Here is a 25680-nt window from a genome sequence, read left to right on the forward strand (position 1 = left end):
ATCCTATGGCACCTGCGTTTATCATCACCGGCACCGATACCGATATCGGCAAAACGGTGGCCTCCGCGATTATTACCGTTGGTCTACATGGAAATTACTGGAAACCAATTCAGGCAGGGAATCAGGAATTCACGGATACTCAAATGATCAAACAGCTCACAGGCCTGCCTGATGACCATTTTTTCCCGGAAAGCTATATTCTTTCCCAACCGTTATCACCTCATCGTGCGGCAGAATTGGAAGGCATTGAGATCCGCCCTGAAACATTGCGTGTACCCGTCAGCCGGCGGCCATTGATCATTGAAGGAGCTGGTGGATTATTGGTGCCGATTACCCGCAATCTATTGCAAATCGATTTATTCGAACGATGGAATTTACCCGTTATTTTGTGCGCCCGAAGCGGTCTGGGAACCATCAATCACACATTGTTATCGATTGAAGCGTTAAATAACCGAAATATAAAAATACTGGGTCTCGTGCTAATTGGTGAGAAGCATGCGGATAACCTGCGTACCATCCTGGAGTACTCTGGCATTAATCTGACAGGCCAGATACCGGTACTTGAGGATCTTGGCCCCGCAGCTCTGAAACGGGCCTTTCATTCTGGCTTTAATATTTATGACTTTGATATAAATGCCAGATAATAGGATGTGACCTGCTGTTGTTAGTCCTGGTCCAGTAACCTTCAACAGACCGACAAAACAACATCATCCATGTACGATAAAAATTTCTCCCATGTCCGTTCACGCACATGGCATCCAATGACCCAACATGCCATTTTTCCGGATTCAATTAAGATTACCAGCGCGTCCGGTCTGTATTTGTACAGCGAGGATGGCCGCGCAATTATGGACGGGATCTCCAGCTGGTGGATTAATACCTTCGGCCACTGTCACCCCAAAATGGTCAGTGCGGTTCAGCATCAGGCAGCAGAGCTGGAACAAGTGATTTTTGCCGGATTCACCCATCATCCGGCCGAACAACTGACGGACCGGCTGCTATCGGTTGTCCATCGCCATCTAGGTGATCACCTTAACTATGTGTTCTACTCCGACAGCGGGTCAACCGCCGTTGAAGTTGCTCTTAAAATGGCCATCGGCCATTTTGAACACCGCGGTCAACAACGCCGCACCATCGTGGCTCTGGAGGGCGGTTATCATGGCGACACATTTGGTACCATGTCGGCTGGTGAGCGCAGCATCTATAACGACATCTACCAACCTTATTTATTCGAAGTCAGTTATCTGCCTTTCCCCGAATCCGCAGTGGAGGCTGAAGACAGCAAGACTGTTCGGCATTTTCGCGCACTATTGGAGCAACAGGGCAACGATGTTGCCGCTCTGATTCTGGAACCACTGATCCAGGGAGCCGGAGGAATGCGAATTTACAGCGCCGGCCTGTTGCGTAGCTTGCATGAACTGTGTCAACAGTATGGAGTATTATTGATTGCCGACGAAGTCATGACGGCTTTCGGACGCACCGGTACGCTGTTTGCCTGCGAACAGGCAGGCATATCACCTGATCTGCTGTGTCTTTCCAAGGGACTGACCGGAGGATTCCTGGCCATGGGAGCCACTCTGGCCAGCGAGGATATTTATGAATCTTTCTACGATACGGACCGCAGCAAAACGTTCTTTCATTCTTCTTCCTTTACCGGCAATCCACTGGCCTGTGCGGCAGCTGTCGCCAGCCTGGACATCTGGGAACAGGAGCCGATTATGGAACACGTTTCCCGCATTCAGCGCCGTCATCAATCTGCAATAAGGCAATTACAATACTATCCCGGAATTTCCAATGTCCGGGTACAGGGCACTATCCTGGCGCTGGAAATTGCCGGCTCAGATTCCAATTATCTGTCTGCCATCGGACCACAGCTTTATCGTTTTTATCTGAACCAAAATATCCTGCTGAGACCTCTCGGTAACTGCGTATACGTACTGCCACCCTACTGTATCAACGACAATGAACTGGAAAGTATCTATGACTGTATTGCAAGATCCGCTGACCATATCCGGAATGGCATCTGCCAATAAAATATATGAATTCCCTGTCAGGCAGTTTTTACGACAGTTGATCACGGACAATGCCCAACATGCACGGTTTTTAAATATGCTCGCCATGCTCGAACATATGGGCAGCCGTAAAATAATGGTGAGTCAAACCGTTAAACCACAACGAATGAGCGAAGACATACTGAAGCATCTGGCTGAAGAAGCCCGACACGCCAGTTTCTTTAAACGTCAGGCGGAACGTGCAGCCGGGCATGATATGGAAGGCTGGATGGACGACAATACCATGGCCAGAGTTCCGGCACTGATGTACTTCGGCCGTCTGGATGCGGGTATCTCGAATGTCGTCGGCCCTTCCTCTGCCTACAGCTGGGTATCTCTGATCATCGAGCTCAGGGCCTGCTGGCTATACCGGATTTATCAACAGACGCTGGCAGAATCAGACTATCATTTATCATTGAAATCGCTACTCGCTGAAGAAAATCGTCATCTGGAGGAAATGTATATTGCCTGTGGTAAGAACGTTGATCAGCTAAAACATTTGAGTACTTATGAAAGCGGGTTATTCAAAAAACTGTGGGACAAAATCATTACCAGTATTGAACAACCTTATGAACCGGCGGTTAAGATCTGAACGGATATGCAGTGGCAATGCCTCTCTGAATACCAGCGCTGATATTTATTATCATCAAAACCATTCATTCGACAATAAATAGATCGTCCTGATCTATTTATTGTCGCCCCGGGAAATTAAAGCGTTTCGTGCAACACAGCCAAGTCTAAAACGGGTACTGGGGTGCATAAAGCTGACATTGGTTGTCAGTCAGGCTTATAACCCCTGCCTGCTGTTATAAAAATCCTGTCTTTCCTTAAGCACAGTTTCTGTCAGAACAAAAAAATCTGATCGTTATGCGATATTTTGGCAAAACATTGATCCAGATTAACAGTCGTATAACTTTATCAAACATGCCCAACTAATTAAGGATATTTAAATTAGAAAACCAAAATATTATCGATACTGGAATGTTATGACACTCGGCATAACCAAGGACCATAACCCTTCCCGTCAGGAAATCACCTGAACGTTCGAGTGTTATTGCTCAGGTGAATTTCATCACTCAAGGACTTCATACCAAGGAATCAAATTATGAGTACATATCTCGATAACTTTTCCCGCCTCCGATACACAGGAATATTTTGTATTCTGGCCCTGGCATCTGCCGGCACTCAGGCCACGGTTGACAGCGACAGCAATGGCCTGATTGAGATTAATAATCTCAACGATCTTTATAAGATCCGTTACAACCTGGAAGGTACCGGTATGACCGACGCCTCCGGCAATACAGACAGCAGCGGTTGCCCAAATAGCGGCTGTTTCGGTTACGAGCTGACAAGAGATCTGAATTTTGATACCAACGACAATGGCATTACCACCGATGATCTGTATTGGAATAGTGGTGCAGGCTGGGATCCCATAGGCTCGGCAGAAGCGCCATTTAACGCCGAATTCAATGGTCATGATCATACTCTTTACAACCTCTACATTGATCGTACCGGCGAGGACAATATCGGATTGTTTGCTGCGATGAGCAACGGGAGAATCTACAACGTGACCATCGATGGATCCAGCAGAGAGGTCTCTGTAGCCGGTAACAACAACACCGGGGTGTTGGTCGGCAGCTTGCTGTCTCTGGACGATGAACAGATATACACGTTTGCCTTCGAGCATAACATTATTTCCGGCAATGTCTCCGGTGGCAATAATGTCGGGCTGCTGGCAGGCAGTCTTCGTTCACTGGCTAACTATAATGATCATCGGCTTATCGTTACCGACAACCAGCTGAGCGGTACAGTAGATGGTCTCGATCGGGTGGCTGGTGTGGTGGGTTACATCAATGGCCCGGACCTTGACAGTGCTACCGGGCTGACAGCCTCGATATCGGACAATCAGGTGTCTGCAGTTATCAGCGGTGACAATTATGTCGGCGGCCTGGCCGGTCATATCGATGTCACACAGGAATATAACGGGGATGACAAAACCTCCATGACCTCTAACAGTATCTCCGGAAACATCACCGGTACTATAAATGTTGGTGGTCTGATCGGGGGCCTGATCGCAAACCAATACAATGCCAAAGCCAAGGTACTGAATAACATTTCCACAGCGTCTGTTGATGGTGACGGGAATCTCGGCGGCCTGATCGGCTACCTGGAGTCAGATGGCGATTTCCCAAGCGTTGTCATCGCTAACAACTCTGCCCATGGTAACGTCAATGGATTGCGCAGAAATGTCGGCGGCCTGATAGGCCTGATTTCGATTGCCAATTCCAGTTCAATCAACACTTATCAAAATTATGCAACCGGTCACGTCAGCGGTTCCCGATCCGTCGGCGGACTAATGGGCCACATATATTCTTTTTCAACTTCCTGGCCGGAAGTCGTCACCAACGTTACAGACAGCTTCGCGTATGGCAAGGTCACTGGTACCGCCATGGTCGGGGGCCTCATTGGCTACATCGATGAGGCTTATCTGAGCATCTATGTCAGTAACACTTACTCAATCGGACAAGTGAATGGTCAGTCCGATACCGGTGGTCTGATCGGGCGTATCGACACCCTGGGAGACTTTTACGGAAGTGACCTGACCAACGTCTCAGCCAGCTACTGGGATACTCTGCGCAGCGGGAAGTCAACCAGTGCGGGCGACGAGACGGGTTATAACACCCGAACCTTAAAATGCCCTACCGCACCGGGCGAGTGTGTATCCGGTTTGTATTCCGGCTGGAGTACAACTGTCTGGGACTTTGGTACTTCCAGTGACTATCCCGTGTTGAAATGATTCAGGTCGGCCATGTATGGCAACGTCTGTTGCCAGCAGGATTGACAGGTTGCTTATTTTCGACTGACGTTGTGAATATGGCGTTAAAATCAACAGCCTGCCAGACAACAACCAAAGAGGTCGGAACGACCTCTTTGGTGAGTCCCCTGATAATTTTTTCGCCATCACTGCCGGCACAGCCCTTCAACCAGCTTTTACTTTACGCCGATAGGCATGCAGCAATGGTTCGGTGTAACCGCTGGGTTGTTCTTTCCCTTTCAGCACCAGATCGCAGGCCGCCTGGAATGCATAACTGGATTCAAAATCAGGTGCCATAGGTCGGTAAGCCGGGTCTTGTGCATTCTGACGGTCTACCACTGCAGCCATACGTTTCATGGTGGCAATAATCTGCTCTTCGCTGCAAACACCGTGATACAGCCAATTGGCCATATGCTGGCTGGAAATTCTCAGGGTAGCCCGATCCTCCATCAAACCCACATCGTTGATGTCGGGCACTTTTGAACAGCCAATTCCCTGATCGACCCAACGCACCACATAACCCAAAATACCCTGGGCGTTGTTGTCGAGTTCCTGCTGAATCTCTTCAACGGACAAATTTGATACATCACTAAGCAATGGAATGGTCAGAATGTCATCCAGAGAAGCACGCTGACGATCTTTGATTGCCTCTTGTCTGGCCGCCACGTTAACCTGGTGATAGTGAAGGGCATGCAGTGTTGCCGCCGTGGGCGATGGCACCCAGGCACAATTGGCACCCGCCTGAGGATGAGCCACTTTGGTTTCCAGCATCTGACACATTTCATCTGGAATCGGCCACATGCCTTTACCAATCTGAGCCCTTCCCTTCAAACCGGTAGCCAGACCGATATCCACATTCCAGTCTTCGTAGGCCTTAATCCAGGGCTGTTGTTTCATCAATGTCTTGCGAATCATCGGGCCAGCCAGCATGCTGGTGTGAATTTCGTCACCGGTACGATCCAAAAACCCGGTATTGATGAACACTACGCGATCTCTGGCCGCTCGAATACAGGCTTTCAGATTTACCGTGGTACGGCGCTCCTCATCCATGATGCCAACCTTGATGGTGAATCTCGGCAATTCCAGTACATCCTCCACTCTGGCAAACAGTTCATTGGTAAACGCCACTTCCTCCGGACCGTGCATTTTAGGTTTAACAATGTAGATGCTGCGGGTTTTGGAATTGCGGTATTTACCCAACCCTTTGATATCGTGCATGGCGATCAAAGAAGTGACCATGGCATCCAATATGCCTTCGGGAATTTCCTGGCCGTGTTTATCAATGACGGCATCAATGGTCATCAGGTGACCCACATTGCGCACAAACATCAGACTGCGTCCCGGCAAGGTAATGGTGCGGCCATCTGGCGCAATGTATTCACGATCGGGATGCAGTATCCGGGTCATCGTCCGGCCGCCTTTGTCGAAGGTGTCCTGCAGATCCCCATTCATTAACCCCAGCCAATTGCGATACACCAGGACTTTGTCTTCGGCATCGACAGCGGCAATGGAATCTTCACAATCCTGAATAGTGGTCAGCGCCGCTTCCATAAGAATGTCTTTGATACCCGCGGGATCATTTACGCCGATTGGGCTCGATGGATCGATCTGAATTTCGAAATGCAGCCCGTTGTTGCGCAGCAGAATAGCCACCGGATGATCAGCAGCTCCCACGTAGCCGACAAATTTCCGTGGGTCTTTCAGATCTACGGTGAGGCCATCGGCCAATGTAATCAGTAAGGTTTCATCTTCAATATAGTAAGCCCGGGCATCATTATGACTGCCAGAAGACAATGGTACGGCCTGATCCAGGAACGAGCGGCCAAATTCGATCACTCGCGCCCCTCTGACCGGATTATAAGTATTGCCTTTTTCAGCGCCACCGGTCTCGGTAATCACATCGGTTCCATAAAGCGCGTCATACAGGCTTCCCCACCGGGCATTGGCAGCATTCAATGCAAACCGGGCATTCATCACCGGAACCACAAGCTGTGGTCCAGCCATCAGGGCAATTTCAGGATCCACATTTTCGGTACAGACATGGAAGTCATCCACTTCCGGCAGCAGATAGCCGATCTCTTCGAGAAATTGTTTGTAAGCAACCAAATCAATATTGTTATGTTGCTGATGATACGCACCTATCTTTGCCTGTAACTCGTCACGCTTTTCCAGCAATGCTTTGTTTTTGGGCACCAGATCCTCGACCACGGTTTCGAGTTCGGTCCAGAATCTGACCACATCAACGCCAGTACCGGGAATCGCCTGCTCATTGATAAAATCGTACAGCACCTTTGCGACTTTCAAGCCGCCAACTTGAACCATTTCCGCCATAACTCAGCCTCGTTTCTGGTGTTTTGAACCTATGGAACTTCTGAATGATGATCTTTATCGCCGACATGATTCAGAGGTTCCCTATAAACCTGACATGCAAACCGCCTGTCCTGCGCGGTCAGAAAACCACCTGCCAAATTCCGGCAATTTTCCATAAATGAACCGGTTGAAACCGTTGTGCCGGAACACAGCGATAAGCGGAATTTTCTGGAGCAAATGATCGATAATTCGCTTGCTCCAGATAAGCCTGATCGAAACACCTGCGATTCCACCCATCGCCTGAACGGCTTGTTCCCTCAGCGCTCAATTCATCGTAGCAGAGATCTGCTGTCACACAGTTCCGCGCCCGCTATTCTGTTGTTGTTCTGTAATCTTTTCAGGGATTGTACGCAAAAAAATAGCGAAATCCACTCTATCAGTGAAATTTCGCTATGAGGCTTTAGTATTACAGAAGATTGTTACTGAATGGAAAAAATGGCGGTTACCTGCCGGGACTGCCGGTTATTCGAGTCATAATAAGCATGGCGGTGCGGCTTAATACCAGAGTCATCTGTGCTGGCATCAATCCATGATCTGAACAGAAAACTGATAACTGCCATAACGACCGATATAGCCATAAATAGAGGGGGCCTGATAAACCGCATCTGTGGTTTCAACTTTAACGTATACCGTCTCATTAAATTGGGGGGTATAGAACACCTCTGAACGAAAATGGGTGCCATCGTGCAGGGGATAACAACCTTGCGGCTCCAGTTCGCAGTCTGTCGCATCATCATTGCGGATAGGGTTGCTGTCAGCATCAATGAGCACATTACCCGCCGAATCGAGCAGCGTAATCTGCGTGTCTGCACCATTACGCAGCTCATGGGTGAAGATCCGGTAGCGGTGACCGCCACTAAGCTGAACCCCGATGACATCCTGATCCGGCTCCTGGTTATCATAATAAAGATAATGCTGTTGCCCGTTGATGCAGCTCCAGGGCAGGGTCTGACCGGAGAAAAGACAGCTCAACGGCTCAACGGACAAGATATCGTTATCCTGCTCATAGGCATCCTGTTGATAGAAGATACTCCGGTCTGCCAGTGCAGACTGCCACTGACTGATCTGTATCGATGACGGTGATTGCGCCTGCAACAGGCCATCCCAGAAGGCCTCCAGATTATCGGCACTGTTATTCACTGTCAGATAGACGGAAAATGAATCCCAAATGGCAGCGATATCGGCACGCTGCAATAGCAGCCACAGCGCTCTGGAAACCGCCGCTTCGTTACTGGCATAACGGTAAGCTGAACCATTGAGGCTGTCATAATTTACCACCAGTGCCGGGTAACCGGGCTGATTATTATTGTCAACATAGTAACTGGTTTCCAGATAGCCGGGAATCGACAAACGCTGCGGATCGTTTTCACGAAGCCAGTTTTTAATCGCTGCCTGCAGATAACTGGCATGTCCTTCGCTCCAGGCCAGGCGCAAATCCAGAGTATTGCTGGACAGAGAGTGATACCCGCCCGGAGATTCATTCAGACCCAGAGAATATTCACAGTAATGGGCAAATTCGTGCCACAACACATCATCATCAAAGTCATCCGTATCACCAGTAGGATCACTCAGCACGTATATGCCGGCTCCCTGGGAACAGCTCCCGCCCGATTGAGAAAAACATGTATAGGTTCCGGTTTGGTTGCCATACTGCCAGAACAGTTTCAGATTCTTCATGGCAATAGCATCGCTGGAATATGCGGCGACAAAGTTATAGCCGGATAACATGACATCCATCATATTGAAGATACCGGCAACACGATCATCCAGTAACACCTGAACATCTGCTCGATTATTATTCTCCGTGACCGTAATCTTCTGGCTCACTGCATACTGATTGCCACTGTGATTATGAACGGAAATGATATTGCCGGATTCGGTTTCGGTCTCCGCCACAATCCGTAACGAATAGTCTGCGGTGAATACCTCTGGAATTTCGTAATATCCGTTGTCATCTGTCAGCGTTGTGACCAGTAGATTCCCTTCTTCATCCATCAGATCCAACACCACCCGACGTGCCGGCTTGAACGGTGTATTGCCGTTAATGAAACCGGATGTACCGTAGATTCTATCCTGGTATTCGATTCTGCCCGTCAGAGTCACCTGAACTGCATCCGGTTTGCTGCTACTGTCCGTTTGAGACAGAGAGCCGGAGGCGTTTTCCTGGCAGGACACGAACAGAATCAGTCCGGCCAGCAAAAGTACATAGGACCATTTCATAGGCTAGTGATCCAGAGAGATTGTCAGAATAGTGTGTCCAAGGCGTTGTTCATAGCGGTCATGCTGAACCACGATACTGGAGCGAACGATGGGTTCGCCCGGCAACGGACGACTGTCGATTGCCGTTAACCGGATACCTGACAGGGTCTCAGCCACCGCGCTGGCAGAAATGACGTGATGACCATCTGACGGTATTCGCCCGGTGAACATCAGGGAATGACTCTCCCCAGCAACCAGCGTTCCCTGCCATTCAGTGGTCCCACTCAACACCTGGATTCCATCCGGCACATTGACGGTCATGATTATTTCTGCCGATTCTGACAATCCGGACACAACCGAAACATTAACTCCATATTCGAAACTCTGCTGAAGTGGTTCGATCGCGATAGTAACGGTTAGCGGAGAGTCAGGCTTGACCAATGGCCCGGCAACGGCAGAGAGCGCCAGTCCCAGCATCAGTAAAGGCACAGCACATTGCCATAATACGGCTCGCAACCACGACATCAGACCTCTCACAGCAGTGATGCAAATACGTATTATGGCAACAGACTGATTCAGCATTTCAGTACTCCAACATCAGACCGCGGACGCGGTCTGAGATAAATATGCAGACGTGGCGCGAAAGCCGCACCACGTCCAATGGTCATTAATGACGGTGGTAAGCGTGCTGCTTACGACGATCATAAGCACCCGCCGTTCCACTACCCACTGACCCGGGTTTGTAGAAGTGTTCGTTCGGTGCTTCGTTGCTATTGATCCAGATAGTATGACCGTGGCAACCATCACTTCCACAACCACTGACCTCTATCCGCACGTTCTCTGCGTTACCTGGCAGGTCAAACATGAACTCGAAGCTGCCGACTTCCTTGTTATAGGTCATTGGCATATCACCCCAATCGTTGACCGTCTGAAGGTTGGAGTCGAAGTAGAGGTACATGGATGACTGAGTATCCGGATTCCAGTAATCAACATATCCCCACAGGCTATCAGGCTGGAAGCCGGTGCTACCGAAATCACCCGCGACCGTCACACTGCCATCAGTATCTTCACTGTCATGGTCCGGACTGGTGATATAGATATATTGCGGCGGCAGATTACCGTTACTGGTGTTAACCTGAATGTCATACCAGTTGTGGTCGGCATCGTTCACATGAATCCAGTTGTAACCGTCATAGAGTTCCACTTCAAAGCTGAACTGCCCACTTTCGATTTCAAATGTTCCCCAGCGGTTGCCAGCCCAGTATTCTCCATGGCCATTTTGAGTACTTTCGGTCATTCCATTGATTGTCACTGAAGTTAGCTCAGTACCCAGACTGGTGCCATCCCACTCAGCATATGCACAGCTGAATTCAAAGGTATTGTCCACCAGGCCGGTTGGTAACTGCAGTGATATCGGAGAACTGCCAATGACATTGCTGTCTGACACAATGGTAATGTTCTTCCAGTTCTGTCCATCGGAAATATCAACCCATTGATAGTTCTCGCTGGGGTTCTGGGCATCGTAATCGTAGAGATTAATGGTCGCTTCCCAATTATAACTGCCCAACCCATTGGCAGTAGTGGCCGACTGCACCACGATTTCATCATTGCTACCACAGGTTCCGGTACTGAGTTTGATGTTTTTACCGGGAATGGTCGAAGTACCGGAAATGGTTGCCGTCGTTGCTGTCGTGGCCGATCCGTTATTGCCATAACCATTTCCGAAATCGGTCAGGCTGACACCATTACCATCTTCGACACCGGTGATGGTCAACAGCGGCGCGGTATAGCTGCAACTGCTATCAGAGGTCCGTACTTCCACACCGGCCCAGGTATTATTGACTTCATCATAGACATTGATGAAGTTATAGGCATTGTTACCACCAATTACCTGGAAAGTGGCACTGAAAGTCTGTAGTTCTGTATCATTGCCATCCAGAAGCACTTCCTGGTTTTCCCAGTAGTAATCCTCGTTATTGGAGCCACTCCAGTCGACCCACAAGCGTTTTGCATCGGCCGGTGCAGTACCTTCCACTGTCGCGGTACAGGCAGTGACATTGGCAACCAACTGACCAAAATTATCAACGGGTGCTGATCCATTCACCGCAACAATTTCCGGTTTTGGTACTGTGGCACCATTTTCGGTATATATATTAATGTTATACCAATTACCATTTCCGTCTTCGATGGAAATCCAGTTCCAACCTTGATAGACAGTCACATCGAAACTGAAACTGTTATCAAGCGAATCAACGATGATATCCTCTTCATGCCAGGCTCCATCGGTACCAGCATGATATCTCGGAGCAGGGTCGAAGCCGGGATCAGCAAATACCCCGGAGATAGTGACGGTATCAGTATCGGCTGTCGCCGCGGTACCATTCCAATCAGAGCCCTGACCCCAGTTTCCGGTCATTTGCAACTCGATGGCTTCCTGGGTGGTTTCATCAAAGGCTGTTGGGGTATTGATGACGATATCAGGCACAAATTCCGCGCCGGTATCGGTATACACCCCGAAATTGGCACCGGTATTGAACCAGCTTCCCATACCATCATCACCGTTCAGATTCAGGTTGATCCAGTTATCGCCCTTAAAGATATCGAGTGTGTCGTTATAGGTTAACTGATCACCATTGATGCTAAATGCAGAACTGTTTTCACAGTAACTGACATTGTCGTAGGCGCCTGATTCATTCCAGACATTGATATGAATATCGGCCCGGCCGGCTCCATTGGTGTTACACAGCAGACTGAGCATATCCATCAGATCGGTATTGCTGGTATCAAACTGCCAGGTCACCTGAACACCTGTGGCGCCCGAACCGGCATCGGCAAAGTTCCACTCATTCAGAGTCAGAGTGTCAAGGAAATTGCTGTCAACATCATAGGCATCAACACTAAACACTGTCACAGCCGGAGCGATACCGCCGGTGGTTTGTACCTGGAAGAAACCATACAGATCAACACCATCATCAAAGTCCACCCAATTCCAGCCCTGGAACAGGTCAAGCGTCACTGTGGCCGATGCAGTTCCATTACCGTTGTCACTGAATGCCAGCATATATTCACCATAGCCACTGTCACTGCCCATGGAGAGTCGACCACCATTTTGCAGCGCCTCTTCAACATTGGGTGTGGTCACAGTGACATTCAGTTGATCAGCACTGCCAGCATCATAGCCATTTTGATATTCATTAAACGTCAGCTCACTACCATCGGCAGAGGCCATAAAAGTCAGATATTTCCGTTCACCGGGATTTTTGAATTTCTTAACTGCACTGACGGATGAAATATCGCGAATAACATCAGTCACACTGACCGGATTGGTGGTAGAGGAAAAATCGGCAGCTGTCAGAGAACCCATACCAATGATTTCCCAGACAAATACTTCACCTTCATTATCGATGCCCCAGTCCTTGCCGCGGTCACCCGATTCTTCATCTCCGGCGTCAAAACCGAACAGTTCACTGACATCCACAGCGCCTTGCGGCAGCCCCTGTGCTTCCGGAACGGTAAAGGATTTCTTACTGCTGCTGCCAGGGAAAGACTCCAGGTTACTGGCATTGATTACCATGGCAAAACCAAGCTCGCTGGGATCACGAACGTTCGCCAGCAGCAGGATATAACTACTGGTTCCGGTAGCCGGTTCAAAACGGAAGGTCAGTGGATCAACTTCTGAAGGAATAGAAGTTAATGTACTGCCGTTGGTGATATCCATATAGCCTGCTTCATTATTGGCTTCTTCAGACAATACGGCTTCCAGCAGATCAAAGCTCTCAAGTTCGGTTCCACGATGGTCAAAACCTTCTGACATACGGGAGATTTTCCACGCACCGTTATTCAGTTTGACGGTTGCATACATGGTTTCTTCCGGACCACCGGAACAATCCTGACTACCATCAGCGCTATCAAATGACAGAGTGAATTCAAAGTTACCTTCAGCACTGTTAACGATATTGACGACGTTGTTGATCACGGTCACATCATCGTCAGCGTAAGAACCAATCATGCCGCTCATGGTGGTATCACAGAATTCCCAATGCTTAACGGCATCTTCCATCAGGTTCATAAATTCTGCCTGACTCAACCGGCCATTACGGTTGATATCTTCATCCATAAACCCACCTTCGGCCTGGACACTGTATTCGAACACAAAACTGCCTGATAAAACTGACTGTATCTGTGCAAGGTTGCGCTCGTTTACGCCTCGTACCCATTTGGCAAAAATGTCCGCTATGGCTACCTGGGCTGTCTGGGTTTCTTCGGTGGCACTGTCATCAACCCCATCGGCATCGGTCGCGGCGACGGTGGTAAAGGTACCGGTTATGTCCGCAGCAGTATTACCAGCCATGTCTTGAATACCGGAAATGGTATAACTATAGGAAGTGCCCAGTTTTAACGTTTCGGTGAGGATGAATTCATACAGATAGCCATCATCGCTGCTAACGCTCATGACGCCAGGAAAATCACCAACGGATGGTTCTGAATTCAACTTGAGTTTACCCAGCTTCAGCGGCTCATCGGCATGAATGCGAATAGCACTATTGGCGCTTACATCGGTACTGCCGGCGGGGCTGTTCAGTGTCACCACCGGGGCCGTGTTGTCAACCAGTGTGGCGTAGAAGGTTCCCACGGCTTCGTATCCAAGGGTATTGCTGTATACGTTGGCAACGGTTTCCGGTACGGTCACGGTATGAAGCCCGCTGGATAAAGACACATCCGGCTCGAACGTGGCAGTTATCCAATCGGCAGACAAAGACCATGTACCACTGACTGCACCGCTGTCATCTTCAACCACAATGTTCTGAACACTGCCGCGGCTCATGGCCATATCAAAGCTGATCTGAATGACCGTGTTTTGCGGTAATTCCAACGCAGCAGAGCCCCAAGTGGAAGTGCCATCGGTATTTTTTGATTTCCCGAACATGGTCACGACTCTGGGAGTTGCATCACTGACCTCAGCCTGCATGTCATCCACAGTGACCGATTCGTCTTCAGCCTTGAAAGCCGGTAGCACAGCAACAATTGGATCGCTGGTCACACCAGCAATCGGATCAAACGTCGAAGGCTTGTACACCAGCATCGTATAAGTGCCAGCCGGCAGCGGATCACCATCGACATAGGCATTGTCATTGGCTGCCGCACTGGTACTGCACTGAGCAATACTGACGCGATCCGTGCAACCATAGCTGGAGAAATCATACCCCCCACTACTGTCGGTAAGATCCTGGGCAACCGGTGACAGCCACTCAGGGTGATCTGCGTCATAGAGATAAACATAGGCGTTGGCCAGGGCATCACCGACAGCCAGTAATGGAGTACTGTCCAGTAAACCGGATATCATCGGTTTATTGGCAACCTGATAACCATAACCATCACTTGCTGCTTTCATTTTTGGCGCTGCAGCCATTTGTTTTTGCAGGATATATCCGGGTTTACTGGCCCCAGCCAGATCACTGGACAAAGATACGGCACCGGAAATCCGGACGGATTGCACACTACTACTGTCGTCATCTACAGGAACATCCAGACTATCCGAATCAGTACCTGATCCGGAAGAGCCAGAGTTACAGGCAATCAAACTACCTGTTAACAATAACAACAGCATTGTTCTGAACAGCGAGCTCATAAGAGACTTCCTCATCGGCTAAAGACACAGCGTTAATACAGCCACATTTAAGAAACGCTGGTTAGCAGTCTAGTCACTTATGTCCGGTTTGATTTTTATAGTATGTTAATTAAATGAGTCGTTTTGAAATCAACTGTATTAGACGGACAAATTTGCACGGAATTTTGACCCGGGTTCTGGGTGTTGGTGTGGGACTTACCTACAAATACATTCGAGACCCAAAATAACAGGCCAGATTGAAAATCATATCAATTATCAACTATTAACCTGGCATGTATTTATGTCAGGCTAATAAGGAGAGGAAAATCAATTCAGGAGATGGGTTTGAAGTTTGTTTGACGTTGCAGGTAACGCTCAAACTGAGTGATCGACATGGGACGGCCATAATAGAAACCCTGAGCCTGCTCACACCCCATGGTCGCCAGTTTATATGCCTGCTCAGAGGTTTCCACACCTTCAGCAATGGTGTGCATGGAAAGGCTGGATGCCATGGAAATGATCGTACGGATCAATACGGCACTTTGCTGTGATTCCAACATCTGACTGACAAATGATTGATCTATTTTTAAGGTGTCGATTGGAAACCGGGTTAAATAACCCAGAGAGGAATAACCGGTACCAAAATCATCGATGGCAATTGATATGCCCGGTTCTTTCAAATCCTGCAGGGATTTCATGACATCATACCGACGATCCATCAGAATACCTTCAGTGATCTCAAGCTCAATCCAATGAGGATGACAGCCGGTATCAGACAATGCCTGTAAGACCATAGCGGATATTTCAGGATCAGCAAACTGTCGCGGCGAAAGATTGACGGAAATCACCAGCGGATTACTACGATCCCGATTAAGCTGCAGCGCAGTCATGCAAGCCTGACGCATGATCCATTCGCCCAGCTCTACGATGAAACCGTTCTCTTCAGCAATATGAATAAAACGATCAGGTGAAATCAGTCCCCGTTCTGAATGTTGCCAACGAATCAGTGCCTCGGCACCAATCACTTCTCCACTATGCAGATGAATTTGAGGCTGAAAAAACAGCTGCATTTCATTCCTGGCCAAGGCCCTGCGTAAATCGTTTTCCAGTTCAAGGCGCTCCCGAACCTGGATAGTCAGGCCGGAATGATAAAAACACAACGTATTGCGTCCGGAGTCCTTGGCATGGAACAGCGCCGAATCTGCAGAACTCACAAAGTCACTAGGACAAACACAATCATCTGGATAAATGCAGGCCCCGATACTGGCCGTCACAGAAATTTCACGGTCATTAACCAAAAGTGGCTCTCGAATGACATCCAGAATACTCTGTCCTTTGTGGCGAACGATATCCCGGCTTGGGTTATCTGGCATCAGAATGGCAAACTCATCTCCACCAAGTCGGGCCACGATATCACCGTCCCCCGTTTTATCCAGTAACCGTTCCGCCATCTTACTCAGCAGATAGTCACCGGAACCATGACCAAGGCTGTCATTGATATTCTTAAACTGGTCCAGATCAATCATCATAAGACCCACACGGTAACTCTGCTCGCCGGCCTGGGTCAGCACATCATTAACCTTGTCATTGAAGTGGGTACGATTGGGCAATCCGGTCAAGACATCATAGTATGATAACCGGTTCACTTGTTGACGGTATTCATGAATATCGGATATGTCACGTGCTACCGCAAGCACACTAACCAGCTCTCCATCCCGGTCATATTCGGCAACAAAACGTACCAGGGCAGTTACCAATGCTCCATCCTGACGCAAAATTTTAGTCTCCAGACTAAGGTTTCTGCCAGTCTTCAAGACTTCAAACAACGCTTCATCCACTTTGGACTGAGGACTGACATGCAGCCGGCCATGCTCTACCATCCTTTGTCTTGCTGTTGCTGGCGAGATTCCCAACAATTCGCTGACAGGCTTTCCCACCAGCTTTGCCAATGACGGATTGGCATAAATCAGGCGGCGATCACAATCGTACCGACAGATAATATCCGGAGAGTTTTCCACCAGCGTGCGATAAGTCTGTTCACTCCGATACAGCTGCTCTTCAATCTCCTTGTGAGCGGTAATATCCCGGGATACCACCAATATGTTGTTAATATCCCCGCTGCGATCAAACTCCGGTGTCAGAATCAGATCCAGATAACGTTTGCCAAAGTGTTTGGTATTCAGACAAATGGATAACGTTTCCCGGTTTTTGGTAGCCGCCACCCTCAGAATGCCATTATAAAGCCCTCGGGAATCGTCTCCTCCCAGATTATCTTCCAACGGCGACTTTCCAACCAACTCTTCCGCGCTTTTTCCAAGCAGTTCTACAAGCGCTTTGTTAACGAACACCCGGCGACCTTCAGGATCATAACGGGCAATTGCATCCGGAGAGTTTTCCACCAGCGTCCGAAATGCCTGTTCACTGGTGAACAGGCGGTTCTGGCTTTCGTATCGTTCAGTGATATCCCGTCCAATGACCAGGACACTGGTAACGTTGCCAGCCCCATCAAACTCTGGCACAGCATGCATTTCAAAATAATGGATTTTTTCATCAACCGCCTGAAAATGCATCACGATCGATCCAGACACAGCGCTTGTGGCTACATTTTTGATAAATGCGGTTAATCGCTCAGCCTGATTCCCTACATTGTCGATATCCAATGGCGTACGACCAATACATTCTTCGCTACTCAGCCCGGTTATCTGCAGATAGGCCTGATTGACGTACAAACGACGGGCCTGTTTGTCGTAGCGAATGATCATATCAGGAGAGTTTTCAATCAGGGTACGAAACTCCTGAGCTTTTCTGGTCCGCTCCTCTTCGATGATTGTTACCTTGGTAACATCACGAGCAAGACCAACAACAAAAAGCAGCTTGTCCTGTAAATCCTTAATATGAGTTAGGGTAATATCAAAATAACGCTGCTGATCCCTGAGCACAAGAGAAGCGGTAAACCGGTAAGAGGCTCCGGACTGAACAAATTCCTGTTCATAGTGAGCCCACTGAGCTTGGAACTCAATCGGCATCAGTTCCTGCAGAGTTCGCCTGTAAGCCTGTTTATTGGTGAGATCCATATAACGCTCGGCTATCGGGTTCATCCAACGCACCACCAATTGCTGCGAAGCCGACAGATCCAACAAAAATAAGCCTTCTGAAATCTGTTCAAATATCGACTGAGAAACAAACGGAGACATAAACACAGGACTATCATCATCAGCTGCATCAATCAGAGACACTTGTGTCCGGCCGATAACAGGGATAAAGATATGGGCAATAAGATCAGGTGTAAGATGAGACAGAGCAATCATGACATGATGTGTCTTATTGGAGTGCCCAAGTCCAATGACATGAGCACAGCTTCCTTTTCGACGCACCGACTCCAGACAAGTATCCAGAACTGTTTTGGTGAGTCCCTCACACACCTCATGCAGATAATGAACCTCACTCAATTGCGAAGCAGTCAGGTTTAGACATTTACCAACAGATTCACTGTGATACAGAATTCGGAACTGATCATCAGAACTGGTAATAATCAGGGCAGCCAACGGCCAGACATCAAGCAGTCTGGTCACCAGGTGCTCGTTGAATGATCCGTTAGATAACAATTTTGACAGCGCTTCCGACGAGGCCATAAATATTGTGTACCCTGCAAAGAAGTGTAAGAAATATTTGTTAGAACAACGCAGGGTTTGTCAACAAGCACTGGTACACTGTTCTTTAATACCACTTATTCTATTGCGTCGTCCTGGTCATATACCGGTTCCCACACAACTGGAATCCACCAGATGCATTTTCACAGTATAGTACGTAGCAACCAATATCGATACAGGTGCATTAAATATCAGGAAGTGGTCAAAATAGAAAAAACCAGCGGGAATATGTCTGAGAATATTTTGCCAGCCAACCTTTGACCGGCTGACTGGAGTAGCGTTTTAAAACGACAGGCGTTTCAGCATCGGTCAGCTGAAAGCTGCTCCGCTTTTACTGCCAATTTTTTTGAGAATCATCGCCAGGGGGCACAAACCGGTAAAGGCAGCCTGGAAAAGATTCAGACCGACGAAAGCCGTCAGAAATAACCAATAGGGATGATATATTTGCGACAACAGCAAGCTTAGCATGATGACAAAGCCTGCAAACGCCATAACAATGCGATCAATATTCATGACTCATAATCCTGGTTTGTTTAAATGAATCATAAATTAGCATATTCTAATTTATAGTCAATGATCTCATTGTAAAAGCTTCAGATAAACCCGATATCGACATACAAAAGAATCATTCCGGGATGCCCTCATTCATGACTATTCGGTTATCGCAATAACTGAATAGCCACCCCCAATTGACCCACAATAAATGTTATGACATCAAGCCGGAAAATCCGGTTTTTGTAGAGCAGCGAATCGCCTTAAACCACAACCATCTGTCACGATGACAACATCGCTACCGGCTTTTGACCAGGGCGTCATTACGTGGACATACGATCATTATGAATACCGAGAATCAACGTCCGTGATCGCCTGCTCACCGGTTTGAGTTTAAGTATCCTCTTGCGGTGACCATCCAACGGTTTTCACTGCCTTTGTTTTCCTGAATATATTGATAAAAAACTTCATTGGCTTTGCTCATCTGTTCCAACTTCATCAGGCAATAACCCAGCAGATACAAGCGATAACTCTTGCCCTTTCGCCCAGTGCCGGTCAAAGCCTCAAGCGTTGGCAGTGCTTTGGCAAACTGCCCGGTGGCCAGGAACTGATAAGCATTCAAAATCTGGAAAGCCTGATTCTGTTTATCCTGAGCATCCAGCTCTTCATATTCATTGATGAAATGCACCCAGGAATGCGTCTTGATACGATGCCATAGTTGCAACCACTGCAAACGTTTGGATTCCGGAAAGCTTTGTAGTCCATCATCTATAAATATTCTGGAATCATGAAGTTCATCTTCCACCAGCATATCCTGAATCATGATGATGAGTTGCAGCTCGTCGCCGCGAGTACCCGGTAATGATTCTATCTCCACCAGATCCACTTCCGGGAAGTCCTTGCCGGGCTGGGCGTACTCACTGTCCATAGTGGATTCCGGTTCGGTATCTTCAATCGGTTCAGATAGAGCTTTGACCTGCGCTTTGAGCCGGGCCCGGATCTTCAAAGCGGCTTCCGCTCTGGGGATATGTAGCTCTTCGTTGGCTACACGCAATAAATCAGAATAATTAACCAACCCAAGTTCAACCAGTATCTGCCCAAGCAAACGCTCTTCGTGATTCTGCTTTTGAACGCGCAGGGCCTTTTCCAACTGCTGCTGACTGATCAGCTTTCGGGCAACCAACAGACTGCCTAATTGCTGGTTGTTAACCATGGTATTTCCCCATATGTACGATACCGTATTGCATGCATATTCAAACGTCTGGCGTTCATGGCCGCTATATATTATTAAAGTCTATATACCATTAAAGCCTCAGAATCGACTAATGGGAAGTATTCATCCATTCGATGACTGGAGTGCTTACCCGTTCACATGCCTGACCGATGCCTCAAGAACATCCTCCACAGTACCAATCCACCCAAGACACCGGTTTCATAACGGACCCACATGGTATGTGTTTGCTATCTGTATTCTTGTTATTCTGAAATCATAATTGCAATAACCGCCATTATATCTTTATCGGTCATATTGTCCGCTACTTGACAAATTTCATGGCTATCGATTCCAACTTTTGTATCGGCTACATGGTTTATGATGCTTTATCGTCCTGATCTGATTTTCCACCTAAATCATCTCGAGTAGTCAGGCAGTCAAACATGCCACAGACATAGACACATTCATCACAATCCATCAACATCTGCCTGAATTATCAATACTGGGGTTTTTATGTTACATGTGGTGTTATTCGAGCCGGAAATTCCACCAAATACCGGCAATATCATCCGTCTATGCGCCAATACGGGTGTACAGCTGCATTTGATTCATCCTCTTGGTTTTTCCATGGATGACAAACTGCTTCGACGGGCGGGACTCGATTACCATGAGTATGCCTCAATTTGTAATCATGACGACTGGGCATCTTTCCAACGCAACTATGCAGAACAATGGCACGGCAACCCGAAACGCATCTTCGGTCTGACCACAAAAGCCACTCAATGGCACAGCCAGACAACCTTCCAGGATAATGATGCGCTGGTATTCGGTCCTGAAACCAGAGGGTTACCGGAAAGCATTCGTCATGAGTTGGGTATGACACAACTGTTGCGGCTACCCATGCGACAAAACAGTCGCAGTATGAATCTATCCAATGCAGTCGCAGTTATGGTCTATCATGTCTGGGGAGAACTTGGATATCCCGATGCAATATAGCTATTATTTTTAATAGTCTCTGGTCAGCTCATTACTCAACATCACTTGTGATGAAGCGCTATCGTAACAATGACCATAGGGATTACTCATTATCCTGCCAGCCTTGGAGTCGTGATGAGATTGTTGGAATCCCGTCTTGCAAGACAATTGATGTATCGGGTAATACTGATCCTCGTAATCATCGCATCGTCGGTGATTCTGTCAGAGTTTTATCTGATTTACCGGTTGCAAGTGGAGAATCAGCGTCAAAGCATCAACCAGATGATGCACACTCTGCAACCGATCCTGTCTCAGTCACTCTGGAATTTTGATGACGATGCAGTCAAGTCTCTGGCAGAAACCATGCTGATAAATCCTCACGTCTCTGGCGTCATCATCAGCGACGATACTCTGAATGTCATCGCCCAGCTTGGCGAGATCGACCCTCTGCGTAATATTTCTTTTGCCGAAGAAGGATTACAATCACAAAACAGCCGAATCATTTACTACAGCCGTATTATTTATACGGGTCTGAGATCCAAAGAAACCCTGATCGGCCATGTCGTTCTTGCCATTACCAATGAGGGAATCTGGGCAGGACTCATGCCGGCATTGAAAATACAGGCAGGTATTGGACTTTTGGCTCTGACACTTACCGGTTTTTTCTACTACCGCATGCTGACTAATGACATCTCCAAACCCATCAGCAAGCTCAGCGAAGGTCTGGCTAACTATCGTGCCGGACAAATTCATCTGGATGATATCTCCATTACCCACGATGGACTGCAGAACAACGAACTGTCTGATCTACTGCATCAATATCACCATCTGCTGGAGCGGCTAAGGGAACGGGAAAAACAAATCAGGGCGCACAATAAGAACCTGGAGACAGAAGTACATCAGCGCACTGAAGAACTACTCATCACAAATAATCATTTGTTGGAATCACTGGAAAAACTGAAGCTCGCTCAGCAGGAATTGATCGAACAGGAACGATTGGCTTCTCTGGGTGAACTGGTCAGCGGTGTAGCACATGAAGTCAACACGCCTCTTGGAGTGGCAATCACTGCAAACAGTTTTCTCTGGGAAGAAGTACAACAAGTCGCCGGACAACTCACTCAAAATGAACTGACCCGTACGCAAATGGACAGCTTCATGACGTCCGCCGAGGAATCCTGTCAGATTCTCAGCGATAACCTGAAGCGCGCCGCAGAACTGATTGAAAGCTTTAAACAGGTGGCCGTCGACCAGACTCACGAAGAACTCAGAACACTGCAAATGAACTCTTATATACGTACGCTGGTGCGTTCACTGCAGCCTCAAATGAAACGTTCACACGTCACGATCAAACTGGATCTGGATGAATCATTGACCGTCACCACATATCCTGGAGCCATTGCCCAACTACTGACCAACCTGATTATGAACGCCTATATTCATGCCTATAATCAGGGACAGACAGCCGGTAACATCGTTGTCTCCTGTCATCAAGTCAACAATCTGATTCAACTGCAGGTCCGAGATTTCGGCACAGGCATGGATGCCACCACCAAAGCTAAAGTCTACGAACCATTTTTTACAACCCGCAGAAGTCAGGGTGGAACCGGTCTCGGCATGAACATCGCTTACAATCTGGTCACTCAGAAACTTCATGGCAAGATAGACGTTAAAACCGAACCAGGCAAAGGCACTGCTTTTCTGATTACCTTTCCAAGTCAAGCAGAGATTCATCCTTCTGCAGAATCACTGAAACGCCACTAACAGGACATCCATAAAAAAAGGAAGCAAGACTGCTTCCTTTAAGTTTTTGATCAGCCCGGCAACCAGAGTTGCCGGGTAAACAGGACTTACATCTGACCGTGGAATGTACGGCTGATTACGTCCTGCTGCTGCTCACGGGTCAGCTTGACAAAGTTGACCGCATAACCGGATACCCGAATGGTTAACTGTGGATATTCTTCCGGGTGTTCCATGGCATCCAACAGCATCTCCCGGTTCAGCACGTTCACGTTGACATGGTGACCTGTGGCATTGAAATAACCATCCAGAACACTGCTCAGGTTTTTCACCTGGGCCTGGCGCTCTTTACCAAGAGCAGCCGGTACCATGCTCATGGTGTAACTGATGCCGTCCTCGGCGTGCTCATATGGCAGTTTGGCCACAGACAACAGTGATGCCAATGCACCTTTGGTATCACGACCATGCATCGGGTTGGCACCCGGGGCGAATGGTTCGCCGGCCTTACGGCCATCTGGTGTTGAACCGGTTTTCTTACCATAAACAACGTTGGAAGTAATAGTCAGCACACTTTGAGTGGGCTTGGCATTCCGGTAGGTTGGGTTTTCACGAACGTAATCCATGAACTTCTCTACCAGAGTCGCTGCAATACTGTCCACCCGCTCATCATTGTTACCAAATTTCGGAAAATCGCCTTCAGTAACATAATCAACCACCAGACCGGCTTCATTTTTAACAGGTTTCACGGTGGCGTATTTGATGGCACTCAAACTATCGGCGGCAATTGAAAGTCCGGCGATACCACAAGCCATGGTTCTCAGCACATCACGATCATGCAGAGCCATCAGCGCTGATTCGTAAGAATACTTGTCATGCATATAGTGAATGATATTCAGGGCATTCACGTAGGTAGTGGCCAACCACTTCATGTAGTAATCAAAGCGTTCCACCACTTTGTCATACTCCAGCACTTCGGCATCCATAACGGCCATTTCAGGACCGACCTGGGCACCGGACTTCTCATCGCGGCCACCATTGATTGCATACAACATGGTTTTCGCCAGGTTGGCCCGGGCACCAAAGAACTGCATCTGCTTACCAATGGCCATGGCCGATACACAGCAGGCAATGCCATAATCGTCACCAAATTTGTCGCGCATCAGGTCATCACTTTCATACTGGATGGATGACGTATCGATACTGACTTTGGAACAGAACTGTTTAAATCCATCAGGCAACTGATTGGTCCACAGGACTGTCAGATTGGGTTCAGGCGCCGCCCCCAGGTTATACAGAGTATGCAGGAAGCGGAAACTGTTTTTGGTCACCAGAGAACGGCCGTCCAATCCCATGCCACCAATGGATTCGGTTACCCAGGTTGGATCACCAGAGAACAATTCATCATACTCAGGGGTTCTGAGGAACCGTACCATACGGAGCTTGATGACCAGGTCATCAATTAATTCCTGGGCCAGCTCTTCAGTCAGAACACCACTTTTCAGATCGCGCTCAATAAAAATATCCAGGAAGGTGGACACACGACCAAAGCTCATTGCCGCACCATTCTGACTTTTCACTGCGGCCAGATACGCAAAATAAGTCCACTGTACGGCTTCGGTTGCATTTTTGGCTGGTTTGCTGATATCAAAGCCATAGCTCTGTGCCATCACTTTCATTTCCTGCAGAGCTTTGATCTGCTCGCTCAGCTCTTCTCTCAGGCGAATGGTATCTTCATCCATATTCACAGGAGTAGTTGCTGCTTTTTCAGCCTTTTTCCCTTCAATCAGACGATCGATGCCGTACAACGCTACCCGACGGTAATCACCGATAATACGGCCACGGCCATAGGCATCGGGTAAGCCGGTAATAACGCCCACCTTACGACAGGCCAGAATTTCCGGAGTATAGGCATCGAATACACCCTGGTTATGGGTTTTGCGATGAGCATAGAAAAATGCTTTAGTGGCCGGATCCAATTCGCGACCATAAACCTCACAACTACCCTCAACCATACGAATACCACCATATGGCATGATAGCGCGCTTGAGAGGCTTATCAGTTTGCAAACCAACGATCTTTTCCAATGACTGGTCAATATAACCGGCCGGGTGAGAAGTAATGGTGGCTGGATTATCCACATCAAAATCCAACGGACCACCCAAACGGTTTTCTTCTTTCATGAGCTCCATGACTTGTGCCCAGACTTTCTGGGTGCGATCAGTGGCGGCAGCCAGAAATTGATCATCGCCGTCATAAGGAGCGTAATTTAACTGAATGAAATCACGGACATTGATTTCCTGCTGCCAAGGTCCTGCCACAAAGCCTTCCCAGGCTTCTTTAGCACCTACACCTGCGGCAAAATCATCTGTATACATGAACATCTCCTCGGGAAATATTTATAAAAAAAACGGGTAAAAAAAGGAGAGTCCGGGTCGAGTCAGCAGTTAGGTGGAACATGAAAGCCGAGCCTCGAAGAGCGATACATTCCTGAACATACGTTACATACTATTCAATAACAGTCGGACAGGCTGGAACGAACTCTCCTGATTGATCAGACCATCTGATCAACT

14 protein-coding genes are annotated in these 25680 nt (G+C 48.1%); 6 read left to right on the forward strand and 8 right to left on the reverse strand.

Annotated features, from left to right (window positions below):
- Positions 1 to 5 precede the first annotated feature (5 nt).
- From bioD to YC6258_RS23765, 4 genes are all read left to right on the forward strand, one after another.
- A complete protein-coding gene (gene bioD, locus YC6258_RS23750) occupies positions 6 to 644 on the forward strand; it encodes a dethiobiotin synthase (protein ID WP_044619088.1) in 639 nt (212 codons plus the stop codon).
- Positions 645 to 761: 117 nt separating this feature from the next.
- Positions 762 to 2033, forward strand: coding sequence for an adenosylmethionine--8-amino-7-oxononanoate transaminase (locus tag YC6258_RS23755; RefSeq protein ID WP_211264579.1), 1272 nt, complete (start codon positions 762 to 764; stop codon positions 2031 to 2033).
- Positions 1981 to 2643 carry a hypothetical protein gene (locus tag YC6258_RS23760; RefSeq protein WP_052830540.1) on the forward strand — a complete coding sequence of 221 codons (663 nt, stop codon included), beginning with the start codon at positions 1981 to 1983 and terminating at the stop codon, positions 2641 to 2643. Before YC6258_RS23755 ends, YC6258_RS23760 begins: the two co-directional genes overlap by 53 nt.
- Positions 2644 to 3156: 513 nt before the next feature.
- Positions 3157 to 4848 carry an autotransporter outer membrane beta-barrel domain-containing protein gene (locus YC6258_RS23765; RefSeq protein WP_044619090.1) on the forward strand — a complete coding sequence of 564 codons (1692 nt, stop codon included), beginning with the start codon at positions 3157 to 3159 and terminating at the stop codon, positions 4846 to 4848.
- A gap of 183 nt (positions 4849 to 5031) precedes the next feature.
- On the opposite strand, the gene YC6258_RS23775 is transcribed toward YC6258_RS23765, so the two are convergent.
- The 7 genes from YC6258_RS23775 to YC6258_RS23810 form a co-directional block, all read right to left on the reverse strand.
- On the reverse strand, positions 5032 to 7197 hold the full coding sequence (locus YC6258_RS23775) for a malate synthase G (RefSeq protein ID WP_044619092.1): 2166 nt from the start codon (positions 7195 to 7197) through the stop codon (positions 5032 to 5034).
- A 561-nt stretch (positions 7198 to 7758) separates the two neighbouring features.
- Complete coding sequence (locus YC6258_RS23785; protein WP_044619094.1) at positions 7759 to 9456, reverse strand: hypothetical protein; 1698 nt, start codon at positions 9454 to 9456, stop codon at positions 7759 to 7761.
- A gap of 3 nt (positions 9457 to 9459) precedes the next feature.
- Positions 9460 to 10017, reverse strand: a complete 558-nt coding sequence (locus YC6258_RS23790; RefSeq protein WP_044619095.1) for a hypothetical protein — start codon at positions 10015 to 10017, stop codon at positions 9460 to 9462.
- An 85-nt stretch (positions 10018 to 10102) separates the two neighbouring features.
- The gene (locus YC6258_RS23795) at positions 10103 to 15064 is read right to left on the reverse strand and encodes an Ig-like domain-containing domain (RefSeq protein ID WP_044619096.1); all 4962 of its coding nucleotides are present in this window, start codon (positions 15062 to 15064) and stop codon (positions 10103 to 10105) included.
- A gap of 311 nt (positions 15065 to 15375) precedes the next feature.
- Entirely contained in the window at positions 15376 to 18615 is a 3240-nt protein-coding gene (locus YC6258_RS23800; protein WP_169749021.1) for a bifunctional diguanylate cyclase/phosphodiesterase, read from the reverse strand.
- Between the two features lie 387 nt (positions 18616 to 19002).
- Positions 19003 to 19206, reverse strand: a complete 204-nt coding sequence (locus YC6258_RS23805) for a YgaP family membrane protein (RefSeq protein ID WP_044619098.1) — start codon at positions 19204 to 19206, stop codon at positions 19003 to 19005.
- 358 nt (positions 19207 to 19564) lie between these two features.
- On the reverse strand, positions 19565 to 20398 hold the full coding sequence (locus tag YC6258_RS23810; protein ID WP_044619099.1) for a cyclic di-GMP-binding domain-containing protein, MshE-related: 834 nt from the start codon (positions 20396 to 20398) through the stop codon (positions 19565 to 19567).
- 513 nt (positions 20399 to 20911) lie between these two features.
- On the opposite strand from YC6258_RS23810, the gene trmL reads away from it, so the two are divergent.
- Positions 20912 to 21394, forward strand: coding sequence for a tRNA (uridine(34)/cytosine(34)/5-carboxymethylaminomethyluridine(34)-2'-O)-methyltransferase TrmL (gene trmL, locus YC6258_RS23815; RefSeq protein WP_044619100.1), 483 nt, complete (start codon positions 20912 to 20914; stop codon positions 21392 to 21394).
- Positions 21395 to 21508: 114 nt separating this feature from the next.
- Entirely contained in the window at positions 21509 to 23134 is a 1626-nt protein-coding gene (locus YC6258_RS23820; RefSeq protein ID WP_044619101.1) for a sensor histidine kinase, read from the forward strand.
- 86 nt (positions 23135 to 23220) lie between these two features.
- On the opposite strand, the gene pflB is transcribed toward YC6258_RS23820, so the two are convergent.
- Positions 23221 to 25485, reverse strand: coding sequence for a formate C-acetyltransferase (pflB, locus tag YC6258_RS23825; RefSeq protein ID WP_082070870.1), 2265 nt, complete (start codon positions 25483 to 25485; stop codon positions 23221 to 23223).
- Between the last annotated feature and the right edge of the window lie 195 nt (positions 25486 to 25680).

The organism is Gynuella sunshinyii YC6258 (assembly GCF_000940805.1).
GTDB classification, from domain to species: Bacteria; Pseudomonadota; Gammaproteobacteria; order Pseudomonadales; family Natronospirillaceae; genus Gynuella; species Gynuella sunshinyii.